General features: G+C 69.4%; 24 protein-coding genes and 1 pseudogene. 13 read left to right on the top strand and 12 right to left on the bottom strand.

Features of this window, described 5'->3' with window-relative positions; genetic code table 11:
* The first annotated feature begins 10 nt into the window (after positions 1-10).
* Both DI276_RS12885 and DI276_RS12880 read left to right on the top strand, forming a co-directional pair.
* On the top strand, positions 11-355 hold the full coding sequence (locus tag DI276_RS12885; RefSeq protein ID WP_112263528.1) for a hypothetical protein: 345 nt from the start codon (positions 11-13) through the stop codon (positions 353-355).
* Complete coding sequence (locus tag DI276_RS12880) at positions 355-1329, top strand: ROK family protein (RefSeq protein ID WP_198680609.1); 975 nt, start codon at positions 355-357, stop codon at positions 1327-1329. Before DI276_RS12885 ends, DI276_RS12880 begins: the two co-directional genes overlap by 1 nt.
* 157 nt (positions 1330-1486) lie before the next feature.
* Here DI276_RS12880 and DI276_RS12875 read toward each other — a convergent pair.
* The 3 genes and pseudogenes from DI276_RS12875 to DI276_RS12870 all read right to left on the bottom strand — a co-directional run bounded on the left by DI276_RS12875 (position 1487) and on the right by DI276_RS12870 (position 3127).
* Positions 1487-2254: pseudogene (locus tag DI276_RS12875) on the bottom strand (aminoglycoside N(3)-acetyltransferase).
* A gap of 192 nt (positions 2255-2446) precedes the next feature.
* The gene (locus tag DI276_RS52955; RefSeq protein WP_269112237.1) at positions 2447-2575 is read right to left on the bottom strand and encodes a hypothetical protein; all 129 of its coding nucleotides are present in this window, start codon (positions 2573-2575) and stop codon (positions 2447-2449) included.
* A 66-nt stretch (positions 2576-2641) separates the two neighbouring features.
* On the bottom strand, positions 2642-3127 hold the full coding sequence (locus DI276_RS12870; RefSeq protein WP_112263811.1) for a hypothetical protein: 486 nt from the start codon (positions 3125-3127) through the stop codon (positions 2642-2644).
* Positions 3128-3323: 196 nt separating this feature from the next.
* Between DI276_RS12870 and DI276_RS12865 the strand changes: the two genes are divergently transcribed.
* The 3 genes from DI276_RS12865 (at position 3324) to DI276_RS12855 (ending at position 5698) form a co-directional block, all read left to right on the top strand.
* Positions 3324-4058, top strand: a complete 735-nt coding sequence (locus DI276_RS12865; protein WP_112263526.1) for a lysophospholipid acyltransferase family protein — start codon at positions 3324-3326, stop codon at positions 4056-4058.
* A 22-nt stretch (positions 4059-4080) separates the two neighbouring features.
* A complete protein-coding gene (locus DI276_RS12860; protein ID WP_112263525.1) occupies positions 4081-4593 on the top strand; it encodes a polyadenylate-specific 3'-exoribonuclease AS in 513 nt (170 codons plus the stop codon).
* A gap of 76 nt (positions 4594-4669) precedes the next feature.
* Positions 4670-5698, top strand: coding sequence for a 6-phosphofructokinase (locus DI276_RS12855; RefSeq protein WP_112263810.1), 1029 nt, complete (start codon positions 4670-4672; stop codon positions 5696-5698).
* 116 nt (positions 5699-5814) lie between these two features.
* On the opposite strand, the gene DI276_RS12850 is transcribed toward DI276_RS12855, so the two are convergent.
* Positions 5815-6822 carry a DUF2891 domain-containing protein gene (locus DI276_RS12850; RefSeq protein ID WP_112263524.1) on the bottom strand — a complete coding sequence of 336 codons (1008 nt, stop codon included), beginning with the start codon at positions 6820-6822 and terminating at the stop codon, positions 5815-5817.
* 163 nt (positions 6823-6985) lie between these two features.
* Between DI276_RS12850 and DI276_RS12845 the strand changes: the two genes are divergently transcribed.
* Positions 6986-8374 carry a class II 3-deoxy-7-phosphoheptulonate synthase gene (locus DI276_RS12845; protein WP_112263523.1) on the top strand — a complete coding sequence of 463 codons (1389 nt, stop codon included), beginning with the start codon at positions 6986-6988 and terminating at the stop codon, positions 8372-8374.
* A 61-nt stretch (positions 8375-8435) separates the two neighbouring features.
* Here the strand turns inward: DI276_RS12845 and pknB are convergent, their stop codons facing one another.
* On the bottom strand, positions 8436-10451 hold the full coding sequence (gene pknB / locus DI276_RS12840; protein ID WP_112263522.1) for a Stk1 family PASTA domain-containing Ser/Thr kinase: 2016 nt from the start codon (positions 10449-10451) through the stop codon (positions 8436-8438).
* 77 nt (positions 10452-10528) lie between these two features.
* On the opposite strand from pknB, the gene DI276_RS12835 reads away from it, so the two are divergent.
* Together DI276_RS12835 and DI276_RS12830 are read left to right on the top strand one after the other, a co-directional pair.
* The gene (locus tag DI276_RS12835; RefSeq protein WP_232836625.1) at positions 10529-10894 is read left to right on the top strand and encodes an Rv2175c family DNA-binding protein; all 366 of its coding nucleotides are present in this window, start codon (positions 10529-10531) and stop codon (positions 10892-10894) included.
* 69 nt (positions 10895-10963) lie between these two features.
* Positions 10964-11362 (top strand): hypothetical protein, encoded by a 399-nt coding sequence (locus DI276_RS12830; RefSeq protein WP_112263521.1) that lies wholly within the window; start codon positions 10964-10966, stop codon positions 11360-11362.
* Positions 11363-11370: 8 nt separating this feature from the next.
* Here the strand turns inward: DI276_RS12830 and DI276_RS12825 are convergent, their stop codons facing one another.
* From DI276_RS12825 to DI276_RS12815, 3 genes are read right to left on the bottom strand one after another with little or no spacing between them, the layout of a single operon-like run.
* Positions 11371-12261 carry a phytoene/squalene synthase family protein gene (locus DI276_RS12825; RefSeq protein ID WP_112263808.1) on the bottom strand — a complete coding sequence of 297 codons (891 nt, stop codon included), beginning with the start codon at positions 12259-12261 and terminating at the stop codon, positions 11371-11373.
* Positions 12258-13781, bottom strand: coding sequence for a polyprenol phosphomannose-dependent alpha 1,6 mannosyltransferase MptB (gene mptB / locus DI276_RS12820; protein ID WP_198680607.1), 1524 nt, complete (start codon positions 13779-13781; stop codon positions 12258-12260). Before mptB ends, DI276_RS12825 begins: the two co-directional genes overlap by 4 nt.
* 51 nt (positions 13782-13832) lie before the next feature.
* Positions 13833-14936 carry a polyprenyl synthetase family protein gene (locus tag DI276_RS12815; RefSeq protein ID WP_112263520.1) on the bottom strand — a complete coding sequence of 368 codons (1104 nt, stop codon included), beginning with the start codon at positions 14934-14936 and terminating at the stop codon, positions 13833-13835.
* Between the two features lie 68 nt (positions 14937-15004).
* Between DI276_RS12815 and metF the strand changes: the two genes are divergently transcribed.
* Complete coding sequence (gene metF / locus DI276_RS12810; protein ID WP_112263519.1) at positions 15005-15898, top strand: methylenetetrahydrofolate reductase [NAD(P)H]; 894 nt, start codon at positions 15005-15007, stop codon at positions 15896-15898.
* Here metF and DI276_RS12805 read toward each other — a convergent pair.
* Entirely contained in the window at positions 15895-16557 is a 663-nt protein-coding gene (locus DI276_RS12805) for a DUF3153 domain-containing protein (RefSeq protein ID WP_408610537.1), read from the bottom strand. The two genes, metF and DI276_RS12805, sit on opposite strands and share 4 nt — an antisense overlap.
* 97 nt (positions 16558-16654) lie before the next feature.
* Between DI276_RS12805 and DI276_RS12800 the strand changes: the two genes are divergently transcribed.
* Positions 16655-18307, top strand: a complete 1653-nt coding sequence (locus tag DI276_RS12800; RefSeq protein WP_112263518.1) for a DUF885 domain-containing protein — start codon at positions 16655-16657, stop codon at positions 18305-18307.
* 118 nt (positions 18308-18425) lie between these two features.
* On the opposite strand, the gene DI276_RS12795 is transcribed toward DI276_RS12800, so the two are convergent.
* Positions 18426-18920 (bottom strand): VOC family protein, encoded by a 495-nt coding sequence (locus DI276_RS12795; RefSeq protein WP_112263517.1) that lies wholly within the window; start codon positions 18918-18920, stop codon positions 18426-18428.
* A 24-nt stretch (positions 18921-18944) separates the two neighbouring features.
* Here DI276_RS12795 and DI276_RS12790 point away from each other — a divergent pair, with 24 nt between their 5' ends.
* Positions 18945-20510, top strand: a complete 1566-nt coding sequence (locus tag DI276_RS12790) for an alkaline phosphatase D family protein (protein WP_112263516.1) — start codon at positions 18945-18947, stop codon at positions 20508-20510.
* Here DI276_RS12790 and DI276_RS12785 read toward each other — a convergent pair.
* Entirely contained in the window at positions 20487-21233 is a 747-nt protein-coding gene (locus DI276_RS12785; RefSeq protein WP_232836624.1) for a maleylpyruvate isomerase N-terminal domain-containing protein, read from the bottom strand. The two genes, DI276_RS12790 and DI276_RS12785, sit on opposite strands and share 24 nt — an antisense overlap.
* Positions 21230-21649, bottom strand: coding sequence for an SAV_6107 family HEPN domain-containing protein (locus DI276_RS12780; protein WP_112263515.1), 420 nt, complete (start codon positions 21647-21649; stop codon positions 21230-21232). Before DI276_RS12780 ends, DI276_RS12785 begins: the two co-directional genes overlap by 4 nt.
* Before the next feature lie 204 nt (positions 21650-21853).
* Here DI276_RS12780 and DI276_RS12775 point away from each other — a divergent pair, with 204 nt between their 5' ends.
* Together DI276_RS12775 and DI276_RS12770 are read left to right on the top strand one after the other, a co-directional pair.
* Positions 21854-22342, top strand: a complete 489-nt coding sequence (locus DI276_RS12775; RefSeq protein WP_112263514.1) for a YbaK/EbsC family protein — start codon at positions 21854-21856, stop codon at positions 22340-22342.
* The gene (locus tag DI276_RS12770) at positions 22339-22902 is read left to right on the top strand and encodes a GNAT family N-acetyltransferase (RefSeq protein WP_112263513.1); all 564 of its coding nucleotides are present in this window, start codon (positions 22339-22341) and stop codon (positions 22900-22902) included. The genes DI276_RS12775 and DI276_RS12770 overlap by 4 nt, the downstream gene beginning before the upstream one ends.
* The last annotated feature ends 21 nt before the right edge of the window (positions 22903-22923 follow it).

The following is a 22923-nucleotide window of genomic DNA, read 5'->3' as shown; positions in this document are numbered from 1 at the left end:
AGGAGCTTTCATGACACAGGACAACACAGGAAAGCTCGCTGAGGAGCTTCGTCTGCTCATCGACGCGGCAGCCGAGCGCATGCAGCCGTGGCTGCAGCGGGTGGCGGAGGCGGGCGACGGCTCGCACACGCCCGAGACGTGCGGCTGGTGCCCGCTGTGCAACGGCGTGGCGCTGCTGCGCGGCGACCGTTCCGAACTGGCCGCCAAGGCCGCCGAGCACGCCGCGGGTCTGGTGGCGGTGTTGCGTGCGGCCCTGCGCGAGCCGGATGTGCCGCCCACGCCGCCACCGCCCTCGGAGGACGGGCCTTCCGGGCAGCGGGTGCAGCACATCAAGGTCGTCAGGAAGTCGGACTAGTGCTCACCGTAGGAGTGGACATCGGTGGCACCAGCGTGCGCGCGGGCGTCGTGGACGCGCGTGGCTCGGTGCTGGACACCTCACGCGCCCCAACGCCGGCCGGCGAGCGCGCGCTCGAAGACGCGATCGTCGCCGCCGTGGAGGAGGTTGCGGACCGGCACGCGGTGAACGCCGTCGGTCTGGCCGTGGCGGGCTTCATCGCCTCAGACCGACGCACGGTCCGTTTCGCGCCGCATCTGGCGTGGCGGCAGGCCGACGTGGCCGACCGCATGAGCGACCGCCTGGGCATGCCCGTCGTCCTGGAGCACGACGCGAACGCCGCCGCCCTGGCCGAACACCGCTTCGGCGCCGCTCGTGGCGCCAAGACCGCCGTGCTGGTGGCCATCGGCACGGGTATCGGCGCCGCGCTTCTGCTGAACGGTGAGGTCTTCCGCGGTGCCCACGGCGTGGCCCCCGAACTGGGGCACCTGCGCGTGGTCCCGGACGGCCGACCCTGCCCGTGCGGCAAGAACGGGTGCTGGGAGCGCTACTGCAGCGGCACGGCTCTTTCGGCCACCGCGGTGGAGCTGCTGGCCAAGCATCCCGGCGTCTCGACCGTCCTCGCCCGCGAGGCGGCCGGCGACTCCCGCGCGGTGACCGGCCGCCGCGTCGCCGGAGCGGCCCGTGACGGCGACCCTCTCGCCAAGCGCGCGATGGCCGACCTGGCCCGCTGGCTCGGCGAGGGCCTGGCTCTGGTCGCGGACGTCTACGACCCCGAGGTGATCGTCATCGGGGGAGGTGTCTCGGAGTCGGCGCCGCTGTTCCTCGACGACGCCCGCGAGCGCTACGCCTCCGTCGTGACCGGCGCCGGTCACCGTCCGCTGGCCCGGATCCGCACCGCGCAGCTGGGTGACGACGCCGGCATCGTGGGCGCCGCGACCCTGGCCCGCGAGATGGCCGCGTCCATGACCCGCAACCACTCACGCCGCTCCTGACCCTCTGATATATCGGCTTCGTGCCGATATATCAGTTCCTTCGATGCCGCTGACCTGTGCCTTAGCAATGAGTCTTTGGACTTCGTCCGCAAACGTCTCATTGCAAAGGCCCAGTGCACATGCCGCGCACTCGGTCTGGGGGCGAGCCGCGACGCCTTCAGCCGCGCAGGAGTTGGGCGAGCCGCTTCTTGGCGAAGTCGATGAACGGGACGGCGTCCACGAGCTCGCAGCGGGCTCGGCCGATGACCTGCTGACGACTCTGCCCCCAGTCAGCGCCCACGCGCGGGAAATGCGTGTCGTTGTCGTTGCCGACGTCCTGCGCTTCGAGCCAGACCCGTTGCCCTTCGACGACGTAGGGGAACCGCCGCAGCTTCGTGCGATGACCCGGCACCAGCGACTCGGCGTGGTGCAGGAACGAGTTGCGGTTGTGCCCGACGCCGAGCAGGACGATCTGCGCCTTCAGGTCGTAGAGCCTGCTGAACGGCGAGGCCACGCCCAAGGCGTAGGCGAATGGCTGGTGCTAGGTGATGTGCTCCGCGGCCGGGCCAAGTGCGGTGACGGAAGCCTGCGGATGCCGGCTGCGCAGCCGGCCCGGCTCGGCCAGCACGGCGGTGGGAACCGCGCCCATGGTCGTCGGGGACGCGTCGTGGAACAGCGGCACACGCGCCCTCGCCGCCTCGACCTCGGGAACGCCGGGGGTGCGGCAGTCCGGATGCGGATCGGCGATCACGTCACCGGTGAAGGTTGGAACCACGATCGTCCCGGCCTCGCCGACGCAACTCCTCAGCGCGCGCAGGACCGTGTCAGCGCCACCGTCCACCTCGCCGAACGCCGACAGGGACGAGTGCACCACCAGCGTCGCGCCCTCGGTCACGCCGAGCGCCTGGAAACCCCGGTGCAGAAGATCGAAACCCACCCGCGTCATCAGTCATCCTGACCCGCCCACCGGTCCGGCTGCACGGCCTTTGCAATGGGTCTTTTGCGGACGAAGTCCAAAGAGTTGTTGCAAGGGTGCTGGTCGGGATGACTGATATATCGGATTGAGGAGTGTCGCGGCGGGCGTGTCGGGGTCTGTTCGCCCGCCGCGAACACCCGGCTCGGGTGGCCGGTCGAACGGCTAGCGGCCGAGCAGACGCAGGATGCGCGGGCGGCGCTTGGCGCGCTCCGCGTCCTTCTTGCTCAGGGTCGCCAGGGCGCGGGCCATCATCAGGTGCTGCATCTGGTCCATGCCCGACACGGTAAGCATGACCGAATCGTTATCTGAAGGTTTGAGTGGCCGTTATCACGTCGTTACCAAGCGGGACGTGACTTGTCACACCTGGGCGCCGTCGTCCCATCCGGAGTCGGGCGGAGGGGTGTTGCGCATGCGCAGGATCAGCCAGCCGACGCCCGCGCAGAGAGCGACGAGCGAGAGCGGTGTGCCGATGCGCGACTCCAGGCCGAAGAGGCCAGGGGCGACCAGGAGCACGATGCCCAGCACGAACAGGCCGAGTGCCGCGATGGTCGACGCGCGCAGCACCGGGAAGGGCGGCGGCTCCGGCGGAACGTAGTGGTCCTCGTCGTCCCGGTCGCGGCGTTCGGGCTCGTCCAGGAAGTCGGGGGCGGTGTCGTCGGCCGATTCGTCGCGTGCCCTGAGGTCGAGGTCGCTGGGGGCGCTCTTGGGCACACTCTCGGGGCTCGCCTCGTCGAGGTCGAGCCAGTCCTTGCCGACCCCGTCCCGTTCGAGACCCGCGACGATCTCGGCAAAGAGCTCGTCGACGTTCTCGGGGCCGTCGGTCGAGTCGCGCCGGGCGTTCATCCAGAGCCTCTCCGTGTGCCGCAACCCTCTTGACCCCTCATCGTTGCACGGGCGGGATGTGTTGCGGGTTACGGCAGTCGGCTCAGTCTCGGTCGTGACGCTCTACTTTGGGACTCGTTGTGTGAGGTGCGGTCGGCTCCGTAGGCTGATTGCCGGGATCAAGGTTCGCGGGGCTCTAAGGGAGGCGCTTCCCAAAGTGCTGTACTGGTTGATGAAGCACGTCCTCCTGGGACCGATTCTGCGGCTGTTCTTCCAGCCGAAGATCATCGAGGGTGCCGAGAACATCCCGAAGGAGGGCGGCGCGATCCTGGCGAGCAACCACCTCGCCGTCTCCGACTCGTTCTTCCTGCCGTTGATGTTGTCGCGGCGGGTGACCTTCCCCGCCAAGATCGAGTACTTCACGGGCACGGGGATCAAGGGCAAGCTGCAGAAGTGGTTCTTCTCCGGCGTCGGCCAGGTGCCGATCGACCGGTCCAGCGCCTCGGCCGCCCAGGGTGCGCTCGACACCGGTGTGCGGATCGTGCGCGAGGGCAAGCTGCTCGGCATCTACCCCGAGGGCACCCGTTCGCCGGACGCCCGGCTCTACAAGGGCAAGGTCGGCGTCGCGTGGATCGCGCTGGAGTCCGGTGCGCCGGTGATCCCGGTGGCGATGTTCGGCACGGACAAGGCCAACCCCATCGGTTCGAAGATGTGGAAGCCGTACCCGATCCGCATCAAGATCGGCAAGCCGCTCGACTTCTCCCGGTACGAGGGGCTGTCGGGCGACCGGTTCGTGCTGCGGTCGATCACCGACGAGATCATGTACGCGCTGATGGAACTCTCCGGTCAGGAATACGTCGACGTCTACGCGGCGAAGGCGAAGGAACAGCCGGCGGACGTCCCGGAGCAGGGCAAGTCCTCGGACCGGGTGCCCGAGAAGAAGGCGAGCTGACCTCACCCCCTAGGGTGTCGCGGTGCGGTTCTTCTACGACTGTGAGTTCATCGAGGACGGGGTGACGATCGACCTGGTGTCGATCGGAGTGGTCGACGAGGAAGGCCGCGAGTTCTACGCCGTGTCCACCGAGTTCGACCCCGAGCGGGCCGGGCCGTGGGTGCGGCAGAACGTCCTCAACCAGCTGCCGTCGCCCGCCGACAAGGCGTGGCGCAGCCGCGAGCGCATCCGTGAGGACCTGCTCGACTTCCTCGGCGCCCGCAACGCCGCCCGTGACGAGGTGGAGCTGTGGGCGTGGTTCGCCGCCTACGACCACGTCGCGCTGGCCCAGCTGTGGGGCGCGATGCCGGCGTTGCCGCGCGCCCTGCCCCGGTTCACCCGCGACCTGCGCCAGCGCTGGGACGACGTCGGCAGGCCCAAGCTGCCGGCGCCACCGGTCGACGCGCACGACGCCCTCGCCGACGCGCGCCACAACCTCGCGCGGTGGAAGGTGATCGAGGAACAACGGCGGAAAATCGGTTTTCCCGTCCGGTAAGTGAGACCCGCGTTGCTGCACCGATACAGCTCGTGAAAGTCTGAGTGACACAGAACACGAGAGATTGGGCAAGCAGATGCGCATCGGTGTGCTCACTGGCGGTGGTGACTGCCCCGGTCTGAACGCCGTGATCCGGGCCGTGGTCCGCAAGGGCATCAAGGCACACGGCTGGGAGATCGTCGGGTTCCGCAACGGCTGGCAGGGTCCGATCGAGAACCTCACCAAGCCGATCGGCCTCACGGACGTCGAGGACATCCTCACCCGCGGTGGCACCATCCTGGGCTCGTCGCGCACGAACCCCTACAAGGTCGAGGGCGGCGTCGACCGCATCCGCGAGGTCATCGCGGAGAACCAGATCGACGCGCTGATCGCGATCGGCGGCGAGGACACCCTCGGCGTCGCCAAGCGCCTCACCGACGACGGCATCGGCGTCGTCGGCGTGCCGAAGACGATCGACAACGACCTCGGCGCCACGGACTACACGTTCGGCTTCGACACCGCCGTGCACATCGCGACCGAGGCCATCGACCGCCTCCGCACCACGGCCGAGTCGCACCACCGCGCGCTCGTCGTCGAGGTCATGGGTCGCCACGCCGGCTGGATCGCGCTGCACTCCGGTCTCGCCGGTGGCGCGAACGTCATCCTCGTGCCCGAGCGCCCGTTCAGCGTCGACAAGGTCGTCGAGTGGGTCGAGCGCCGCTTCGAGCGCGAGTTCGCGCCGATCATCGTCGTCGCCGAGGGCGCGATCCCCGAGGGTGGCGCCGAGGTGCTGCACTCCGGTGAGCGCGACGCCTTCGGCCACGTCCGTCTCGGCGGCGTCGGCCAGTGGCTCGCGGAGGAGATCGCGGACCGCACCGGCAAGGAGTCCCGCGCGGCCATCCTCGGCCACATCCAGCGCGGCGGTACGCCGACCGCGTACGACCGCGTCCTCGCGACCCGCTTCGGCCTGCACGCCGTCGACGCCGTCGCGGCCGGCGACTTCGGCACCATGGTCGCGCTGCGCGGCACCGAGATCGTGCGCGTGAAGCTGTCCGAGGCGACGGCCGAGCTCAAGACCGTTCCGGCGGAGCGTTACGAAGAGGCAGAGGTTTTCTTCGGCGCCTGATATCCGATATATCGCGGGCAGTCGCAGCGTCGCGCAGCCCCGCCGATATATCAGTTATGCAAAAGACGTTTGCGGTCGTCCGCAAACGTCTTTTGCATGAGCGGGGTTTGTGCTGGTCAGAAGGCTTTGACGTCGAGGTAGGCGGCGAACGAGCCCAGCCAGTGGTCGGCCATGTAGCCGTGGCCGCCGAAGACGTAGGTCCACCCGGCTTCGCGATGCGCAGCGGCAGCGGTCCGGGCCAGCTCGGCATACCGGTGCCCGGACGGCAGCGAGTCCGCGATCGCCGCCCAGTTCCACGCGCGCGACAGAGCGAGCCCCGCCAGGTGGGAGCCGTAGGGGTCGCTGGGGTCGTCGACGGGGAAGGGCTCGCGCAGCACACGCCACCGTTCCGAGTCGAGCTCGGGCAGGTACGCGTCGAACCACGCCCCGAACTCCGGGGTGTCCAGAGCGCGCCGCATCAGGTCGGCCGTCGTCAGCGCCGGCGACAGGAAGTCGGCCGCGTCCGGCTCGAACCCGCCGTACGCCACCTCGTTCCGATGCCACCGCAGGGCTGCGTCGACGCACGCCGAAGCCAGCTCGGAGTCCCCGTTCACCTGAGCCGCGTCGAACACCAGCCCGGTCGCGAACGCGGTGTTGCCGTGCGTGCCGGTGCGCACCGGCAGCCGCGCCGCCGAGATCCACTCCAGCCACCGGTCGCGCAGCACGTCCGCGATCGGTGCCACCGACCACGGCAGCCCGGAGGTCCGCAGTTCGGCGTCGAGCAGCAGCAGCCACGCCCACCCGTACGGCCGCTCCCAGTGCCGTCCCGCCGGCGAGGCGAAGAAGGAAGCCTCGACGGCGCAGTTGTCGTGCGTGATCAGCTTGTCCAGCGCGTCACGGGCCGCGTCAGCCCCTGCGAGAAAGGGACGCAGCCGCAGCAACCGCACGGCGAGCCACGTCTGGTGCACGCACGAGTGCCAGTCGAACGACCCGGCGAACACGGGGTGCAGCACCCGCTGCGGTATCAGCCGGTCGTCGCCGTCGATGACGTGCGTCCAATGCACCGGGTGGTCGCGCTGGATGTTGTCGATCGCGATGGCCAGCAGCCGGTTCGCGGTGCTGTCATCCAATCGGGTGGCGTTCATGGCCACATCATGCAGGGCGTTGTCTCAATAGGGCAGAGGCCGATAGTTGACAAGTAACAGACTTCACCGCGACGCACCATCGGATGACGCCCAGGCCAACAGCCGTCGAACTGCTGACAGGCCCGACCCGGTCTCTCAGTGTGGGACAACTAGGATGAGCAGCGTGAACTGGACCGTGGACGTGCCCATCGACACGCTTCCCGAGCTTCCGCCGCTGCCTCCCGAGATGCGCAAGCGCCTGGACGACGCCCTGTCGCGCCCGGCCGCCCAGCAGCCCGAATGGCCTGACGCCGAACAGGTGCGTCGCGTGCGGACCGTGCTCGAGAGCGTGCCGCCGATCACCGTGCCCGCCGAGATCGACCGGCTGCACACGCAACTGGCGCAGGTCGCGAACGGTGAGGCGTTTCTTCTGCAGGGCGGTGACTGCGCGGAGACGTTCGCGGACAACACCGAGCCGCACATCCGCGCGAACATCCGGACCCTGCTGCAAATGGCCGTGGTGCTGACCTACGGCGCGAGCCTGCCGGTGGTGAAGGTCGGCCGCATCGCCGGCCAGTACGCCAAGCCGCGTTCGTCGAACATCGACGCGCTCGGCCTGCCGTCCTACCGCGGCGACATCATCAACTCCCTGGTGGCGACGCCGGAGGCCAGGATCCCCGACCCCGGCCGCATGATCCGCGCCTACGCCAACGCCGGTGCGGCCATGAACCTCCTGCGCGCGCTCACCGGCGCGGGGCTGGCCGACCTGCACCGCGTGCACGACTGGAACCGCGACTTCGTGCGCACCTCGCCCGCAGGCGAGCGCTACGAGGCCCTGGCCGGCGAGATCGACCGCGGCCTGAAGTTCATGTCGGCGTGCGGCGTCAACGACCAGTCGTTGCACGGCACCGAGATCTTCGCGTCGCACGAGGCGCTGCTGCTCGACTACGAGCGTGCGCTGCTGCGCCTGGACACCACCGGTGACCAGCCGAAGCTGTACGACCTGTCGTCGCACTTCGTGTGGATCGGCGAGCGCACCCGTCAGCTCGACGGCGCGCACATCGCGTTCGCGGAGATGCTCGCGAACCCGATCGGGCTGAAGATCGGCCCGACGACGTCGCCGGAGATGGCCGTCGAGTACGTCGAGCGCCTCGACCCGCGCAACGAGCCGGGCCGCCTGACGCTCATCTCGCGCATGGGCAACCAGAAGGTGCGCGACGTGCTGCCGGCGATCATCGAGAAGGTCGAGGCGTCCGGTCACAAGGTCATCTGGCAGTGCGACCCGATGCACGGCAACACGCACGAGTCGAGCACCGGCTACAAGACCCGGCACTTCGACCGGATCGTCGACGAGGTCCAGGGCTTCTTCGAGGTGCACCGCCGGCTCGGCACGCACCCCGGCGGCATCCACATCGAGCTCACGGGTGAGGACGTCACCGAGTGCCTGGGCGGCGCGCAGGAGATCTCCGACGACGACCTCGCCGGCCGCTACGAGACGGCGTGCGACCCGCGCCTGAACACGCAGCAGTCGCTCGAGCTCGCGTTCCTCGTCGCGGAGATGCTGCGTTCCTGAAGACGAGCTGAAGAACGAAGGGCCCCGCGTCGAGAACGCGGGGCCCTTCTGTTTCTCCTGATCAGAGACCGATGATGGTGATCTCCGTGCCGCGCCGGGCCTTGGTGCCCGGTTGCGGGTTCTGGTTCACGACCGTCGCCCTGTCGTTCTTGTTGAACTCGACCTTCACCCGGAAGCCGAGGTCCTCGAGCTCTTCCCTGGCATCCCGGACCCGTTTCCGGGTGACGTCCGGGACCTCGATCTCGGAGTTGTCCTGGAAGAACACGGTGACGCGCTTGTTCGCCGTCCCCTCCAGCACGGTGCCCGCAGCCGGATCTGTGCGCACCACGCGCGCGTCGTCGCCGTTGGCGGCGTCCCGGCCGGTCGCCTCGACCGGTTCCAGGCCGGCGCGCTGCAGTTCCGCGAACGCCTCGTCCTTCGTCTTGCCCTGCACGTTCGGGACCGGCCTGCGCGGCGCGGGTCCCTTGCTCAGCACCAGGGTCACCGGGCTGTCGATCTTGAGCGCGGTGCCGGGACGCGGGTCGAGCGCCACGACCTTGCCGACCGGCACGGTGTCGTGGAACGCGTCCTTCGTGGCGTCCTTGACCGCCTTGAGGCCCGCGGTCTGGATCTCCTTGGTCGCGGTCTCGACCTCGGCGCCGACGTTGATGAACGGCACCACGGGCTTGCCGCGCGAGACGATGAGCTTCACCGGTTGGCCCTTGCGCAGCTCGGTGTCCGCAGCGGGGTCGGTGCTGATGACCTGACCGTTGGGCACGTCGTCCGACGGCACCTTGTCGACGAGCGCCGTCAGGTCCGCGGCTCGCATCAGCTGCGAGGCGTTCGCCTCCGACTGCCCGACCACCGCGGGGACGGCCGTCCAGCGGCCGGCGCCGAGGTACCAGGAGAAGAGGCCGACGATCAGCACCAGCACGCCGACCACGGAGCCCCAGATGATGAAGAGCTTCTTGCGGCGCTTGCGCTCTTCCTCGACCGGGTCGACCTTCGGCTTCTTGGCCCTGGCCTGGGGCGGGCGACGACGTGGCTGCTCCGGCCGCTGCATCGTGCGCGTGGCGGAGATGCCGGGCGGCGGCGTCGGCGGACCCGTGTGGACGGTCGTCATCGCCGGCTGCAGTGGCTGCACGGGGCGGGTCGCCTCGGCGACCGACGGGGGAGTGGCGCCGACCGCGACCGGAACCGGACGCATGACCATGGTCTTGTCGTTCTCGGGCGCTGAGCCGGGAACAGGCACCGGCTGCGGCGTGAGCCCCAGCTCCGACCCGACCCGTTCGAGCTCGGCGAGGAACGCGTCGGCGTTGATCGGACGCAACGACGGGTCGCGCCGCGTCGCCTTGCGGACGAGCGTGTCGAGCGCCAGCGGGATCTCGGGGATCGAGGGGACGTCCGAGTTCACGTGCTGGTAGGCCACTGAGATGGCCGTGTCGCCCCGATACGGCGCCTGCCCTGCCAGCATCTCGTAGAGCACGATTCCGGCCGCGTAGACGTCACTGCGCGCGTCTGCGGCACCCGTCTCCACCTGTTCGGGGGAGAGGTAGGCCACAGTGCCGAGGATCTCGCTGTCGCTCGTGACGCCGTTCTCGGCGATCGCGCGGGCCAGCCCGAAGTCCGCCACCTTGACCTGACCGCCCGGTCCGATCAGCACGTTCTCCGGCTTCACGTCGCGGTGCACCAGCCCGGCGCGGTGGGCGGCACCCAACGCGGACAGCACGGGGCCGAGGACGCTCAACGCGACGGCAGGAGGGAGCTTTCCGCGCTGGTTCAGCAGGTCACGGAGGTTCCCGCCGTCGATCAGCTCCATCACCAGGTACACCTGGTCACCGTCGACGCCCTGGTCGTGCACCGACACCACGGCAGGGTGATGCAACTGGGCAGCCGCGCGCGCCTCGCGCTCGAAGCGCGCGACGAACGCCGGGTCCGCCGTCAGGTGCGGATCCATCACCTTGACGGCGACATCGCGATCGAGGCGGGTGTCGCGACCTCGATAGACGGTGGACATGCCACCGCGCGCGAGCACGGAGTCCACCCGGTAGCGCTGCTCGAGCAGTCCACCCATCACGTTCGAAACCGACCTCTCCACAGTGCGAGATGGTAAAGCTCAGGATGACCCGGTTGGCGGAAGGGCGTTCACAGTTCGGTTATGGCATCGTGACCCCCGTGAGTGCGATTCCTGCCGCTGCGGATGTACTGGCTGCCGACCTGGAGGTTCTTCCTCTCCCCGAGGTGGCCGACCGAATGGGGCTTCCGGTCACCCGGGTCCACCAACTGCTGCGCGACGGGCAACTGCTCGCCGTGCGCCGGGACGGCGTCCTCGTCGTTCCCGAAGCGTTTCTCGCCGCCGGAACGGTGGTGAAGGGTCTGCCCGGCACCATCACGGTGCTGCGCGACCAGAACTTTTCCACGGACGAGATTCTGCGCTGGCTCTTCACGGAGGACGAGAGCCTCCCTGGCACTCCGATCGAAGCATTGCGCGGAGACCGTGGGCGTGAGGTAAAGCGACGCGCGCAAGCCATGGGCTTCTAGTTCACCCGATGCAGCGGTTCCAGGCGTCTCCGCAGGCGGGAGACGCCTGGAACCCCTGAACTGGTGCACATGATCATCAGGACTCTGCTCGCCGGTCTCACGGCCGTCGGGCTTTTTCTCTCGCCGGTCGCCGCGACTGCTGCGCCGGCCGTGCACGCCAAGCCGACCACGCTGGAGCTCGACGCCGGCGGCGCCAAGGTCAAGCTGAAGAAGGGCAACCAGCTCCAGATCAAGGGCAAGCTCGGTGCCAACGGCGAGCGTCAGCTGACGCTGGGTCTCGACGTGTTCGCCCAGGTCAGGATCGGTGCGTCGACGTGGACCAACATCTACACCAAGTCCTGCACGCCGAACTCGACGTGGACCGCGAAGCTCAGCATCGACGCGTCGGCTGACCTGCGTCTCTACTTCCCCGGCACGAGCGTCTACGCCACGGCGACGTCCAACATCGTCGGCGTGGTCGTCATCTAAGCCCGGTTTCATCTGACCATCGCACGTGCGAGCAGTGCCCGGCCCGCGCCGGGCACTGCCACCGCGAGACGTCGTGAGTTCGGCACCGCCACGCGTCGCCACAGCACCTCGCAGCCGACGAGGCCGAGGATGTCGCGATACAGCGTGAATGCCGTCCGCATACAGGGCCGCGACGACGGCGACAGCATCGCGATCCCCGGCTCGGCCGACTGATATATCGCATACGAGTGCGCGACGAGGTCGTCGAGCGCCCTTTGCACCCGCACGTTTGCGCGACGATTGCAACGAACCCATTGCAAAAGGTCGCGGTCGACGCCGTGCGCGTTGAGGACGTCCTGCGGCAGGTAGACGCGGCCGCGGTCGAGGTCCTCGCCGACGTCGCGCAGGAAGTTCGTCAGCTGGAACGCCACCCCGAGCCGCGCCGCGTACGGTTCGGCTTCCGCGCGGGGCACGACGGTGCCGAGCACCGGCAGCATCTGCAGTCCGATGACCTCCGCTGAGCCGTGCATGTACACGCCGAGCGCGTCGAGGTCGGCGTAGTCGGTGACGTGGAGGTCCATCCGCATCGACTCGAGGAAGTCGGTGAACAAGACCCGGTCGATGTCGTAACGGCGCATCGTGTCCGTTAGAGCCTGGAGCACCGGGTTCGCGGGCTCACTGCTTTTGAGGTAACCGTCCAGGAGTCGCTCGAGGCGGTCGAGCTCGCCCGCGCGGTCGTCGACCCCGGCGGCGTCGACGATCTCGTCGGCCCAGCGCGCGAACGCGTACAGCGCGTGCACCGCCGGCCGCTGTTCGGGTCGCAGCAGGCGCGTGGCGAGGAAGAACGTCTTGCCGTAGCGAGCGTTGATCCGGCGGCACGCGGCGTACGCGGACGCGATATCCGATGTATTGGTGTTCATCCTGCTGCCCACCCTGGGCGCGGGGACAGGCCGAACGGGTCCGGCTCCACCAACGACCACGCCGCCAGAGCCGACACCCCGAGCGCGAAGGACAGGTAGCTCCAGAAGTACAGGCCCGTGTCTCCGTTCGGGAAAGTCACCAGCAGCAGGAAGACCGAGGCGAGCGCCACCGCCACCACCGCGCGCGTTGTCCACAGCAACCCCGCGGCAAGAGCCAGCGGCCAGCTGAAGTACCACGGCAGCGTCGTGGGGGACAGCAGCACGACGGCCAGCATCGTCACCGCGCCGCGCTGGATGGTGTCGCGCACGTCGCCGTCCCGCGCGGCCCACCACTGCGTCCACGCGACCCAGATCAGCACGACGAAGCCGAGCATCCGCGCGATGCTGACGAAGATGCCGCCGTCGACGTCGGCGAACCAGCTCACGACCATCCGCACGAAGGCGCCGATCCCGCTCGGGACCGACAGCCAGTTGATGATCACCGACGAGTTGCTGAGCGCCGGGATCCAGCCGAGGCCGACTCCGGCGACCATCGTGCAGGCCGCGAACGTTCCGAGGAACGCGGCCGCACTCGGCAGCAGCGCCTTGCGGAACCGGGCGAGCTTGCCGCCCTCCAGCCGCGCCGCCCAGATCCAGACGAGGAACGGCACGATCACGACAGCCGTCGCCTTCACCGAGAACGCGAGCCCGAGCACCACGAAGCCGAGCCCGTGCCTGCGGTCGAGCACCAGCAGCACGCCCGCGGCCATCAGCCCGATCATCATCAGGTCGTTGTGCGCGCCCCCGACCAGGTGGATCAGCAGCAACGGGTTCGCCGCTACCAGCCACAGCGCGATCGCGGACCGCCCGCCCAGGTGCCGGCTCAGACCCGGTAGCGCCCGGCAGAGCAGCACCAGCCCGCCGGCGATCGAGAGGCGCATCGCGACGACGCCGAGGACCACGCTGCCGCCGGTGAGCCACACGACCGCCTTGGCGAGGAGGATGAACAGCGGTCCGTACGGCGCGGGCGCGTTCTGCCACACCCCGCTGACGTTCTCGCTGAGCGCGCTCTGCAGCACCGCCGGCCCGACCTCGTACGGGTCGAAGCCGCTCAGCGCGAGCTGGCCCTGCGCGAGGTAGCTGTAGACGTCCTTGCTGAACAGCGGCGGTGCGAACAACAGCGGCAACGTCCAGAGGGCCACCGCGACGAGCACTGCGAAGTCGCCGGACTCACCTCGCCGCACGAGCCTGCCGAGCCGGATCCAGGCCCAGACGACGAGACCGAGACCCAGGTACAGCGTCATGCCCGCGAGGTCGCGGCCGTGGCCGTAGCGCAGCCAGCTCAGCCCGGCCTGGGCGAGCAGGGGGTCGTGCTCGGGGACCGCGCCCGCGCCCGTGCCGCCGAGCGCGATCAGCGTCGCGCCCAGCAGGCCGAGCACGGTCGTGTGAACGGGGATGGCGGCGTTCGCGCGTACGGCAGGTGAGGGCTCCAGCGGAGAAACCTGGGAGCTCGAACGGAGGAGTGACGGAGTTGCTGCCATCGCCGGAACATCGTTGCATAAGGCGCGGAAGCGTCCGCGCGGAACGGACTGCTAGAAGGTCCGCTTCGTGGAGCTGATCGCGAGGTCGGCGAGCTTCGTCGCGGCGGGCTCGGCGACCGGGGCGGCGTCGAGCGCGGCCAGCGCGCTCTTCGTCAGCTCCTCGATGCGATCCTCGACGGCGTCGACGGCGCCGACCTTCACGAGCGCCCGCCGAACCTCCTCGACCGTGTCGAGGTCGAGGTCCGGCTTGCCCAGCGCGATATCCAATATATCGGCACCGAACTGCGTACCGAGTGCCACGAGCAGCGTGCGCTTGCCCTCGGCGAGGTCGTCACCAGCGGGTTTGCCGGTCACCTCCGGGTCGCCGAACACGCCGAGCAGGTCGTCGCGCAGCTGGAACGCGACGCCGATGTCGGCACCGAACGCGCGCAGCCCGTCGATCAGCTCCGGCGAGCCACCCGCCATCGCCGCGCCCATGTGCAACGGCCGTTCGACGGTGTAGGCGGCGGTCTTGAGGCGGTCGATCCGCAGCGCCGCGTCGGCCGACGAGTCACCCCGCGCCTGAGTCAGCACGTCGAGGTACTGGCCGGCGAGCATCTCGGTGCGCATGTCCCGCCACGGCTCGCTCATCCGCCGCAGCACCTCGGCCGGCAGCCCGGCCGCGAAGAGCATGTCGTCCGCCCACGCCAGCGCGATGTCGCCGATCAAGACCGCCGCCGACATGCCGAACCGCTCCGACGACCCGAGCCAGCCCTGCTCGCGGTGGCGCGCACCGAACGCGATGTGCACGGTCGGCTTGCCCCGGCGCACCGAAGAGGCGTCCATCAGGTCGTCGTGGATCAACGCGCACGCCTGGATGAGCTCCAGCGAGCTGACCGCCGTGAGCACCTCGTCCGCGAGCTCGCCGTCCGGGTCGCCACCCGCCGCGCGCCACCCCCACCACGCGTAGGTCGGGCGGATGCGCTTGCCGCCGCCCAGCACGAAGTCCGCGAGCGCGTCCACCGCGCTCGCGAAGCTCGGGTCCATCGCCTCGCCGGACGCGCGCCGGGAGGCCAGGTACGTGGTCAACGCTTCGTCGACGTGCTGGGGCAGGGCAACGTCGATTGGGTGGTGGGACACGCCTCCATGGTCCGCTGTGTCCGGGACCACCCGCATGCCGGGGCCCGCGTACCACATCGTGAGCCGGTGTCTCACCCAGCGGAAGTACCATTAGGGTTGTCCGCATGACGTCGGTGGTGGAGAGGCTGCACAGCCCGGCGAGTGGCACGGCGCCGAAGTTCTCGGTCGAGTTCCTGCCACCGCGGGATGCCGAGGACGAGAAGATCCTGTGGAAGGCCGTCCGCGAGCTGGAGGGCCTCGACCCGGCGTTCGTGTCGATCACGTACGGCGCCGGCGGGTCGCGGCGGGACCGCACGATCCGCGCCACCGGTCGCATCGCGCAGGAGACGACGCTGCTGCCGGTCGCGCACCTGACCGCCGTCGACCACTCGGTGGCCGAGCTGCGCAACGTGATCGGCTGGTACGCGGCGATCGGCGTGCGCAACGTGCTGGCGCTGCGCGGCGACCCTCCCGGCGACCCGATGGGCGAGTGGGTCGCGCACCCGGAGGGGCTCAACTACGCCGACGAGCTGGTGCGGCTGGTCCGCGAGCTGGGCGACTTCTGCGTCGGCGTGGCCGCGTTCCCGTACGGGCACCCGCGCTCGAACGACCTCGACACCGACCTGAAATTCCTGCTGCGCAAGCTCAACGCGGGCGCGGACTACGCGGTGGCACAGCTGTTCCACGAGCCGGAGCCGTTCCTGCGGCTGCGCGACCGAGTGGCGGACGCGGGCTGCTCGGCGGCGATCCTGCCGGGCATCATGCCGATGCTGTCGGCGCGCGGCCTGTCCAAGATCGTGGAGCTCTCCGGTGCGGACCTGCCGGTGGAGCTCTCGCGCCGGCTGGAGCCGTACGCAGACGACCCGGCGGGGTTCCGCGCGACGGGCATCGACATCGCGACCGAGATGTGTCAGCGGTTGCTCGACGAGGGTGTTCCCGCGCTGCACTTCTACACCATGAACCGGGCGAAGGCGACGCGCGAAGTGTTGGGGCGCTTGGGTTTGGTGGCTCGCGCCTAGACCATCACGTTGCGCTTGTGCGCGATGAGAGCGAGTACGACGACGAGCAGCGCGGCACCGCCGGTAAGCCCGGCGACGAGCAGCGCCCAGCCGAAGAACGAGCTGGACTCCTCGCCCGCGTACTGCACGGTGGCCTGGAGCATCGACGCCTGACCGGGTTTCGGAGACCACGCGATCGTGTTGTTCTCCTCCTCGCGGCCGTTGGTGTTCACGATCTTGCCGGGGAAGCTGACCTTCACCTGGATGTCCGCGCGTTCCACGGGCACCTGCGTGAGGTCGACCGAGCCGGACAGCGTGACAAGATCACCCGACCGGCGGAAGTTCATGCTGTACCTGCTGTTCGACGAGCTGGTGGCGGTGGAGAGCGTGCGCATCTCGTCGAACGACAGGCCGTTGAAGAACAGCTGCGTACCCGCGTACGCCTCCACCCGGTACGGCTTGGTGGTGACGCGGCTCGCGAGCTCCGGCGGCACCTTGAGCTGCGGGCCGGGGTCGTTGTCCTGCGTCGGCGGCGTGGCCGCGACGATCTCACCCGAGATGCGGTCGTCGTCCGAGACGGCCATGGCCGCGTACACGCGAACGCAACCGCTCAAGGAGAACAGGGTGAGCAGCAGGAAGACCGGCACCAGAAGTGCCCGGGATCGACGCACGGCCGACATCCTGCCAGCACCCTCCAAACGACGCAGTTCCTCCTTTGGTCGTGAGCTTGACTAACTACCTTTTGGTGTCGAGGGCCGCGAGGTAGCGTCTCGCGCCATGGCATCCGTCCACGACATCAGCAACAAGTTCGTCAGCGACTACGTGGCGCTGGACCCCATCACGGCCACCAGCCTGGGCTTCGCGGGGTCCGACGACCAGCTGACGGACTTCTCGCCGGAAGGGCACGCGGCGCGCGACGAACTCGCCGCCCGCGCTCTCGCCGACATCACCGCCGCGACTCCCGCGGATGCTTCGGAAGAGGCCGCGCGCGCCGTCTTCCTGGAACGAACGGGCCTCGAGCACGAACTCTACGAGGCAGGCCAGGCCGAGTCGTCGTTGAACGTCATCGCGAGCCCGATCCAGTCGGTGCGCGACATCTTCGACCAGATGCCGACCGGAACGCCGGACGAGTGGGCCACGATCGGGCGTCGTCTTTCCGCCGTGCCCGCCGCTCTCGAAGGTCTCCGCGCGTCTCTCTCGCACGCCGCGTCCCGTGGACACGTTTCCGCACTGCGCCAGGTGACCAAGGTCGCCGAGCAGTGCGACGTCTGGGCCTCCACGTTCTTCACCTCGTTCGTCGCCTCGTCCCGCACCGAGGGCGCGCTGCGTTCGTCGTTGGACGCCGGTGCCGCCGCCGCTTCTGCCGCCTACGCCGAGTTCGCCTCGTTCCTGCGCACGTCGCTGGCTCCGCAGGCGCCGACGAAGGACGCCGTCGGCGAGGAGCGGTACCGCCTCGGCTCGCGCTACTTCACCGGGTCGCGGCTCGACCTGGCCGAGGCCTACGCGTGGGGCTGGGAGGAGTTCCTCGGCATCGAGGCCGAGATGAAGAAGGTCGCGGCGCGGCTGAAGCCGGGCGCGTCCCTGGCCGAGACCGCCGCCTACCTCGACGAGCACCCGCGCTACCAGGTGCACGGCCAGGACGGCCTGCGGGCGTGGATGCAGGAACTGTCCGACAAGGCCCTGCTCGACCTGCGCGACGTGCACTTCGACCTGCCGGACGCGCTGATGAACCTCGAGTGCAAGATCGCCCCGCCCGGCGGTGGCGTCGGCGCCTACTACACCCCGCCGACCGCCGACTTCTCCCGTCCCGGCCGCATGTGGTGGTCGATCGCCGAGGGCAAGACGGTCTTCCCGACGTGGCGCGAGACCTCGACCGTCTACCACGAGGGCGTGCCGGGCCATCACCTCCAGTGCGCGACGGCGGTGTACCAGTCGTCGACGCTCAACGACTTCCAGCGCCTGATGTGCTGGGTCTCCGGCCACGGCGAGGGCTGGGCGCTCTACGCGGAACGCCTCATGCGAGAGCTCGGCTACCTCGACGACGACGGCGACCTGCTCGGCATGCTCGACGCACACCTGTTCCGCGCCGCCCGCGTGATCATCGACATCGGCATGCACCTCGAGCTGGAGATCCCGGCCGGCACCGGCTTCCACCCCGGCGAGCGCTGGACCCCGGAGCTGGGTCTCGAGTTCATGCTGACCCGCACGCTGCAGGAGCCCGCGGCCGCCCGCGACGAGCTCGACCGCTACCTCGGCTGGCCGGGCCAGGCGCCGGCGTACAAGCTCGGCGAACGTCTCTGGCTCGCGGCCCGGGACGACGCGCGGGCTCGCAAGGGTGCCGACTTCGACCTCAAGCGCTTCCACAAGGACGCCCTGGAGATGGGCTCGATGGGCCTCGACACCTTGCGTGAACGGTTGGCGGCGCTCTGAGCCCACGCTGCAGCGCAGCCCTCTGACCTGCGTCAACGCGCCCTTATGCAAAAGACGTTTGCGGACGATCGCAAACGTCTTTTGCATAACTGATATATGGGATATCGGATTTGGCTGGTCAGCGCGGGTCGGCCCACCGCACGCGGATGCGGTTCGTGATCGGCTCGGCGTCGTCGGTCTGCACGAACTCCAGCCAAGGGCCGGGCTCCGGCCGCACCGAAGCGAACCCGTCCCCGCTGCGCACCACCGGATGCCCGGTCGCCTGAGCCGACGCCAGCGGGTCCGGCGAGTCGACGACGACGGCCGCGATCACCCCGGTGTACTCGGGCCGCGGCTCCAGGACGCAGAACTCGTTGCCCTGCGGATCGCGCAGCACCACCCACGGCACGTCGCGCTGGCCGATGTCGGCGTGCTCGGCGCCGAGCTTCAGCGCCCGCGCCACGATGTCCGCCTGGTGTTCGGGCGACGACGACGCGAGGTCGATGTGCACCCGGTTCTTCTCGATCTTCGGGGCGTCGCTCCACACGAACGTCAACTCGACCTCGTCGCCGGCGAACTCCGACCAGAACGCGGCCAGAGCGGGGGGATCTGCTGCCTCGAACGTGAGTTCCACGCGTGCGAGGGTACTGTCTCGCGGGTGGCGAAGCTGGTGCTCGGACCGCTCCTCAGGCATGTGAACGACACGTCCGCGACGGTGTGGGTCGAGACGGACGTGTCCTGCGACGTCACGATCGCAGGGCACACCGCGCGCACGTTCCAGGCCGGCGGCCAGCACTTCGCCCTTGTCAGACTGGAAAATCTCGGCCCGCGCACCGAGTACGACGTGAAGCTCGACCAGGTGACCGTCTGGCCGGAACCGGACAGCACGTTCCCCAAGCCGGTCATCCGCACGGGTGAGGTGACCAGGATCGCGTTCGGGTCGTGTCGCGCCGCGCCGAACCAGCCGGTCGGGCCCGACGCCCTCGACGCGTTCGCGCAACGGCTCATGAACACCCCGGAACAGGACTGGCCGCAGGCGCTGATCCTGTTGGGAGACCAGGTTTACGCCGACGAACCCACCGAAGCCACCAAGCAGTGGTTGCGCGACCACCGGCACGGCACACAGGAACCCGACGGCGAGGTCGTGCACTTCGCCGAGTACGCCCACCTCTACCACGAGACCTGGGGCGACCCGGAGATCCGCTGGCTGCTGTCGGTGGTGCCGTCCTCGATGATCTTCGACGACCACGACGTGCGCGACGACTGGAACACGTCCGCGGTGTGGCGCGCGGAGATGAAGGACAAACCCTGGTGGCGCAACAGGATTCGCGGTGCCATCGCCTCCTACTGGGTGTACCAGCACCTCGGCAACCTCGGCCCGGACGAGCTCGCCAAGGATCCCCTGTACGCCAAGGTGAAGGCCCAGGGCACGGATGTGCTGCCGTTGCTGGAGGAGTTCGCCGAGGAGGCGGACAAGGAGACGCAGGGCAGCAAGTCCACGTGGTGGAGCTTCCGCCGCGACTTCGGCCGCGCCAGGCTGCTGATGGTGGACACGCGCTGCGGCCGCATCCTCGAGAACGGCAAGCGGCAGATGATCAGCGACGCGGAGTTCGACTGGCTCGAGCGCAACTCCGAAGGCGAGTACGACCACCTGCTGATCGGCTCGTCGTTGCCGTGGCTGATGCCGCACGCGCTCAGCCACTTCCAGTCCCTCAACGAGATCGGCGCGCGCAAACCCGGCTGGCAGGGCAGGGCCGCCGAGAAGATCCGGCAGGCGGCCGACCTCGAGCACTGGCCGGCGTTCCGCGAGTCGTTCGACCGGCTCACCCGCATGATCGAGAAGGCGGCGAACAACGGCGCCGCAACGGTTTGCGTGCTCTCCGGCGACGTTCACCACAGCTACGTCGCCGAGGCCGAGTTCCCCACACCGACCAAGGCCCTGGTCACGCAGCTCGTGTGTTCGCCGGTGCACAACGAGCCGCCGAACGTGTTCCTGCCGATCTTCCGGCTGTCGTGGTCCCGCATCGCCGCGTGGGTGTTCCGCGGCCTCGCCACGTTCGTCGGTGTGCCGAAGGACCTGATGCGCTGGCGCAAGACCAGTGGCCCGCACTTCGGGAACTCCGTGGCACTGCTGGAGCTCGACGGCCGCCGCGCCCGCTACCGGCTGTTGTCGGCAACGGGCGCGGAGAACGCGAACGTGCTACTTGGTCGCGAGTCGCAGTAGCGCCCACAGCTGCGCGATCGCGTCGTGGTCGCCGATCACCGTGACCAGCCGGTCCGGCAGTCGTCCCCACAGCCAGCGGTACATCGTCATCGGGCTCGCCGACACCTGCGCGTCGGCGACGTGGGCGTCCTCCGGGTCGACCACCCGCCACGCCGACGAGCCGTGCGGACCGCAGCGCGTGAGCCACACGTCGTCCTCGACCTTGATGGCGACGAGCCCGTCCCGCGACCCCCGCACGCCGAGCACGTCCAGCTTGTGCCCCAGCCACAACGTGAGCACCTCGTCGACGCCGTCGACCGCGACCTCGTCGGTGACCGCGCCGACCTCCATGCCCGCGGCGCCCTGCACGTCCATGCGGTGCAACGTCGTCTCATGCGCGAGGCGCCGCCGCCAGAACCCGTAGTTCTGCTGCGCCGGCCACCACGTCGCGCACGGCTCGTCCTCCTCGTGCGCCTCCAGTTCCGTGAGTGCGGCCGCGGCGCCCGACCTCATGAACTCCAACGGGTCTTCCCCGTCGTCGGGAAAGTCCTGCCACTCCCCGGCTGCCGGCTCGCGGCCGAGCCGGATCCACTCCAGCGCCCTGCGGTAGCCGCTGCCGACGTGCCGGACGGTCTCCCCGAGGTTGAGTCCCGGACAGGCGGGCACGCCCTTGTGCGGTGGCTGGCCTATCGCGGACATGGCGAGCAGCTCGGCCTCACGACGCAGCACTTCCAGAGCGTTCACCGCCGAGCCTCGTTCATCACGCGGTCGACGAGGGTCACGAACTGATCGGTCTGGCGCACCAGGTCGTCGGCTGTGCGCGCGTTGACGTGCCGTGTGATGCCCGCGAGCACAGCAGCCCGCGTCGACGACCAAGATGCGAAGAACGTGGCCCACTCACGCATCTCCGGTGCGATCGAGGCGAGCAACACCCACGCGCTGGTCGGCCGCGAAGGCCCGCGATGGGGCCGCCCGCGTAACGCGAGCACCGCGGCGGCGGCACGCAGCGCGGCGAGGTAGGCGGTGGCGAACCGTTCCGGCGGCTCCGGCGTGCGTTCGGACTCGGCGAGCGAATCGCGAGCCTGCTGCAGCAACGCGAGCGCTGAAGCGGGTGGCAGTGGGAGGGGGAAGTCTGCCGGATAAGAAATCTCAGCTGTCATCTCGGCCTCCTCGTGGCGTCGGTGAACGACGTCTCCCGCCGAGGGGAAGCCGGCGGCTCTCGGAGGTGGGGTGCTTCCCCCACCCCACCTCCGAGGCATGGTGAGACTCGAACACATGTTCGAGTCCCTCCCAGCGTAGCTCCCTGCCGATGGATTCCTCAACCCGCCCCACCACGTAGGGGCCAGTCGTGGTCTGATGGTGATGTGAGTGCGCTCGAACACCCCGGAATCCGCAAAGTCGCGGAAGCCCTGCCACCCGCCACCGCCGAACGCATCGTCGTGCTCCCGGATGCCGTGCGGACCGCGGCAGCCGCGGCGGACGCGGTGGGCGTGCAGGTCGGCGCGATCGCGAACAGCCTGCTGTTCGCCGCGGTGCGCGACGGCGTGGCGGCCCCGCTGCTGGTGCTGACCTCGGGCGCGCACCGGGCGGACACGTCGGTGGTGGCCGAGCTCGTCGGCGCGGACGCGGTCAAGCGCGCCGACCCGGAATTCGTGCGTGAGCACACGGGTCAGGTGATCGGCGGCGTCTCGCCGGTCGGGCACCCGGCGCCGATCGAGACCGTGGTGGACGAGGCGTTGTCCGGCTACGCGGAGATCTGGGCGGCCGCGGGACATCCGCACGCCGTGTACCCCACGACCTTCGCGGATCTGGTGGAACTGACGGGCGGACGCGTGGCGGTGGTCTCGGCATGACGGCTTCACCTCGCTTGGAGCGCATCGTCGAGATGTCCGCCTCCGAGCTGAACGTCCGGCTCGGCGAAGCGCTCTCGCTGTACGTGACGGCGATGAACTACCCACCCGGCACCGTCGAGCAGCGCGCCCCGATGTGGCTCGCGCACATGATGCGCGAGGACTGGCGCTGCGTCGTGGCGCTGGGGGAGCAGGACGAGCTCGTCGGCATCGGCTACGGCTACCGCGGCGCCGCCGGGCAGTGGTGGCACGAACAGGTGCGGCGCGGTCTGATGGCCGTCTCGCCGCCCGCCGTCGTCGAGGACTGGCTCACCGACTACTTCGAGCTGACCGAGCTCCACGTGCTGCCGCGCGCGCAAGGCCGCGGCCTCGGCGAAGACCTGTTGCGCCGCCTCATGGAAGGCGTGCCGTCGTCCCGCGTGCTGCTGTCCACGCCGGAAGGCCCGAGCAAGGCGTGGAAGCTCTACCGCCGCGTCGGCTTCGTCGACGTGCTGCGGCACTACCAGTTCACCGGCGACCCGCGCCCGTTCGCGGTGCTCGGCCGCGCACTGCCCCTCGCCTGACTCCTGGAGACCACGACCCCC

The organism is Lentzea terrae, from assembly GCF_003265345.1.
Taxonomy (GTDB): Bacteria; Actinomycetota; Actinomycetes; order Mycobacteriales; family Pseudonocardiaceae; genus Lentzea; species Lentzea terrae.
Note: the sequence above shows the minus strand (reverse complement) of the source record. Positions and strands in the feature narration are given on the sequence as shown.